The sequence below is a fragment of the Mesorhizobium sp. M7A.F.Ca.CA.004.04.2.1 genome (assembly GCF_004022825.1).
Taxonomy (GTDB): Bacteria; Pseudomonadota; Alphaproteobacteria; order Rhizobiales; family Rhizobiaceae; genus Mesorhizobium.
Genome location: NZ_RZPH01000537.1, coordinates 1 through 4,089 on the forward strand (window position 1 = coordinate 1; position 4,089 = coordinate 4,089).

Here is a 4,089-nt window from a genome sequence, read left to right on the forward strand (position 1 = left end):
GACAGGTTGACAGGAGGCCTCGACCTGACGCTGAAGCGCACGCGCTTTGGCCGGGCGCTCCGCGCCGCGTCGGCCGATGTCGAGGCAGCGGCGATGACCGGCATCAATCCGCGCGCCGTCTATGCTATGGCGACAGCGGCAGCGGTCGGCATCCTCGGCTTTGCAGCCGTCTTCCAGGCGTTGCGGTCGACCGTCGCGCCGGCCGACGGACCTGCCCAGCTGATCTACGCCTTCGAAGCGGTGATCATCGGCGGCATGGGGACGGTATGGGGCGCCTTCGCCGGCTCGATGGTCCTCGGCATCTCGCAGGCCATCGGCTTCCGCATCGATCCGGGCTTCGGCGTGCTCGCCGGACATATCGTCTTCCTGATCGTGCTGGCGACCCGCCCGCAGGGCCTGTTCGGAAAGGCATTGTCATGAGTGCGATCCCCTATGTGGCAACCGAGGTGCCTGAGGTCCTGGTCCAGCGCCAGACCCGGTCCGGTCGCATCGCGATGACGCTGGCTGTGCTGGCGCTGATCGGTGTCGCCGCCATGCCATGGTGGGCCTCGACCGGCACGATCCGGTCGATTCTGGTGCTGTGCTGCTACATCGCCGTCGCTCAGATGTGGAACCTGCTCGCCGGCTATGCCGGCCTCGTCTCGGTGGGTCAGCATGCCTTCATGGGAGCGGCCGGCTATGCGCTCTTCGTGTTGGCCCAGACTTACGGCATCAATCCGTTTGTGGCGGTCTTCCTTTCGCTGCTGGTGCCGGCCGCGCTGGCCGTGCCGATCTACCTGCTGCTGCATCGCCTGGATGGCCCCTATTTTTCGATCGGCACATGGGTGGTGGCCGAGGTCTTCCGGCTGACCGCCTCGAACCTGCCGCTCGTCAATTCCGGCGCGGGCATGTCGCTTCGCGTGATGAAGGACTATTCGGCCTTCGAGCGGAATGTCGCCATGTCGCTGCTCTGCGCGGGGATGCTGCTCGTCACGCTGGGCGGCAGCTACTGGCTGCTTCGCTCGCGCTTCGGCCTTGCGCTGATCGCCATGCGCGACAATCCGGTCGCGGCCGCAAGCCAGGGCGTGAATGTCGTCAAGCTGCGCTTCCTGATCTACGTCGCGTCGGCGGTCGGCTGCGGTCTTGCCGGGGCGATCTATTTCATGGCGCAGCTCCGCATCACCCCGGGTTCGGCCTTCGATCCGATGTGGGCCAACGTCGCGATCTTCATCGTCATGGTCGGCGGAATCGGCTCCATCGAGGGCGTTCTGATCGGATCCCTGATTTTCTTCATCGCGGACCGCTGGTTCGGCGAATACGGCGCGACTTATTTCGTTGTCCTCGGCCTGATGACGCTTCTGGTCGCGCTCTACGCCCGGACGGGCATCTGGGGCCTGATCTCGAAACGGTGGGATGCACCATGGTTCCCGATCCGACGCAAGCTCGTCGACCCGAACCGCTGACGAGGAGGATTCATGAAAGCCGCCATCTTCGATAGGGTCGGCGTCCCGCTGCGGATCGGCACGGTGCCGGACCCGACGCCGGCACCGGGCGAGGTCGTCTTGCGTGTCGCCGCCTGCGGCATCTGCGGCAGCGATCTGCATATCACCGAGGACCCCGTGCCTTTCGGCATCGAGGCAGGCTTCGTGCTCGGCCATGAATTCTCTGGGGACATCGTCGCGGTCGGATCGGAGGCAACAGGCCTTCGGATCGGTGACCGTGTCGCCGTCGCGCCGATGCGCGGTTGCGGACACTGCGAAGCCTGCGAGCGCGGCGATCCGGCGCGCTGTCGCGAGATGGAGCTGATCGGCGGCGGCTATGCGCAATACGCGACCGTGGCCGCACGCCAGTGTCATATCCTGCCCGGCGATGTGGCGCTCGAGGATGGTGCGTTGGCCGAGCCACTGTCGGTCGCTCTGCATTGCATCGTCCGCTCGGGCATGAAGCCGGGGGATCGGGTCGCCATCCTGGGCGCTGGGCCGATCGGACTGCTCGTCGCCTTCTGGGCGCGGCGGATGGGGGCGTCGCGTGTCGTGGTGGCCGACATCCACGGCCATCAGCGCGAGCGTGCGCTTGCTCTCGGCGCGACCGGCTTCGCGCTTTCGGGCGAAAAGCTGACCGAAAACCTCGCCGATCTCTGTGGCGGAGCGCCAGACATTGTCTTCGAATGCGTCGGCAAGCGCGGCCTCATCGGCGCGGCGGTCGAAGCGGTGCGGCTGCAGGGCACGGTGGTTGGCGTCGGCTTGTGTATCGGCGGCGACGAATGGGATCCGTTCATTGCGCTGACCAAGGAAGTGAACCTGCTGTTCTCGGTCTTCTTCCATCAGCACAACGAATTCGGCGTCGCCCTCGATGCGCTGCGCGGCGGACCTTTCGCACCGCAAGCTCTGGTCACCGACCGGATCGACCTCTCGCCAGTTCCGCAGATATTCGAGAGCCTTCGCCGCCGCACCACGCAATGCAAAGTGCTGATCCAGCCGGACCTTGTTTGAGGCCGCACCTGTTTGAGGAGAGTGAAAATGGCCGTTCAATTCGAAACCCTCGAATACGATATCGGCGGCACGGAAACGGTGGTGAAGGCCATCGGTAGAGGCAAGCCCGTGCTGTTCCTGCACGGCGCCTCGACGCTTGAAGGCTTCGACTTCGCGGAGGGCCTCGCCGACCGCTTCCGCGTGCTCTGCCCGAGCCATCCGGGCTTCGGCTTTTCTGGCCCGGCGCCGCATGTCGCTGCGATGTCCGACATGGTTCTGCACTACCTGAACCTGCTCGATGTTCTGAACCTGCCGGAGAAGCCTCATCTCATCGGCTTTTCCATGGGCGGCTGGATGGCGACCGAGCTCGCCGGCCTTGCGCGGGAGCGTTTCGACAAGGTGGTGCTGATCGCGCCGGCAGGGCTCAACGACCCCGCGCATCCGGCCACCGATCTGGGCGCGGTCGCGCCGCAGGAGCTGCCGGCCTATCTGGCGCATGACGTCTCGGTGGCGCTGCGCTATTTCCCGGACGGCTCAGACCCCGCCTTTGCCGAGGCCTTCGGCGCCGACCGCGTCCGCGAAGGCGACACGCTCGGCCGGCTACTGATGCCATTCGGCATGGGCCATCCGAACCTGCGGCGCTTCCTGGCGCGCATCACCAACCCGACGCTGGTCGTCTGGGGCACCAAGGACCGTCTGCTGCCGGCGAGCCAGGCGCCGCTCTTCGTCGAGGCGCTGCCCGATGCACGGCTGATCCTGGTCGAGGATGCCGGTCATTTCGTCATGCAGGAAAAATCCGAAACGCTCAGGAAGATCGGCGACTTCCTCGCCGGCTGACCGCATTTGAAAAAGGAGGAGAAGACAATGAACAAACCCATCAAGCATGGCTCGTGGGGGACGACCACCGACTATCGCGACCTGCTGACGAAGATCGCGGAGATCGGGCCGGCCCTGGAAGCCAACGCCATCGCCGACGAGGAGAGCGGCGAACTGACTTCGGCCACGTTCGAGCTGCTGAAGCCGTTGCGCATGTCGCATATCTTCGCCGCGGAGAGCCTCGGCGGCGCGCAGTTGCGACCCACCCATGGTCTCGAACTGCTGGAGACGATCACCTGGTATTCGGGAGCGGCTGGCTGGGTTTCCATGGTGCATTGCTGCATCGGTGCGATGTCGGCGGCCTTTCTGCCGGACAGCGCGGTCGAGCGGCTTTTCGCGCCGGGCACCGACAACCGTTTCTCGGGGCAGGGCGCGCCGCTTGGCATGCTGAAGAAGGTCGACGGCGGCTACCGGCTGAACGGCAAGTGGAGCTATGGCAGCGGGTTCAGCCACGCCACCTATAGCCACAGTGCCGCCTTCGTCGATGACGGCACCGGCAAGCCCGCGAAGGACGACAAGGGCAATGTGATTATCATGTGCGCCCATGCGCCGATCTCGCAGCACAAGCAGCTCGGCAATTGGGACGTTCTGGGCCTCGGCGGCACCGGCAGCATCGACTATGCGGCCGAGGATGTCTTCATCGCCGACGATCTCGTCTTCCCGATCCTGACCGCACCGCCGCTGCGCCAAAAGGAGTTCTTCAGTCTCGGTGTCGTGGGCCTCGCCGCCATCGGTCATACCGGCTGGGCACTCGGTACCGGGG

The 4,089-nt window shown here is 65.5% G+C and carries 3 protein-coding genes and 2 pseudogenes; all 5 read left to right on the forward strand.

Annotated elements, in window-relative coordinates; all coding sequences use genetic code 11:
* A pseudogene (locus tag EN893_RS21955) lies at positions 1–420 on the forward strand (branched-chain amino acid ABC transporter permease); the annotation flags it as partial.
* A complete protein-coding gene (locus EN893_RS21960; protein ID WP_127266426.1) occupies positions 417–1,442 on the forward strand; it encodes a branched-chain amino acid ABC transporter permease in 1,026 nt (341 codons plus the stop codon). The pseudogene EN893_RS21955 and the gene EN893_RS21960, both read left to right, overlap by 4 nt.
* A 12-nt stretch (positions 1,443–1,454) precedes the next feature.
* Positions 1,455–2,471 carry an alcohol dehydrogenase catalytic domain-containing protein gene (locus tag EN893_RS21965; protein ID WP_127266425.1) on the forward strand — a complete coding sequence of 339 codons (1,017 nt, stop codon included), beginning with the start codon at positions 1,455–1,457 and terminating at the stop codon, positions 2,469–2,471.
* Between the two features lie 27 nt (positions 2,472–2,498).
* Positions 2,499–3,287 (forward strand): alpha/beta hydrolase, encoded by a 789-nt coding sequence (locus EN893_RS21970; RefSeq protein ID WP_127266424.1) that lies wholly within the window; start codon positions 2,499–2,501, stop codon positions 3,285–3,287.
* 27 nt (positions 3,288–3,314) lie between these two features.
* A pseudogene (locus EN893_RS21975) lies at positions 3,315–4,089 on the forward strand (acyl-CoA dehydrogenase); the annotation flags it as partial.

Excerpts from the sequence above, each read along its gene's own strand:
- EN893_RS21970 (WP_127266424.1), top strand. The coding sequence starts at position 2,499 with ATGGCCGTTCAATTCGAAACCCTCGAATACGATATCGGCGGCACGGAA.
- EN893_RS21960 (WP_127266426.1), top strand. The coding sequence starts at position 417 with ATGAGTGCGATCCCCTATGTGGCAACCGAGGTGCCTGAGGTCCTGGTC.
- EN893_RS21965 (WP_127266425.1), top strand. The coding sequence starts at position 1,455 with ATGAAAGCCGCCATCTTCGATAGGGTCGGCGTCCCGCTGCGGATCGGC.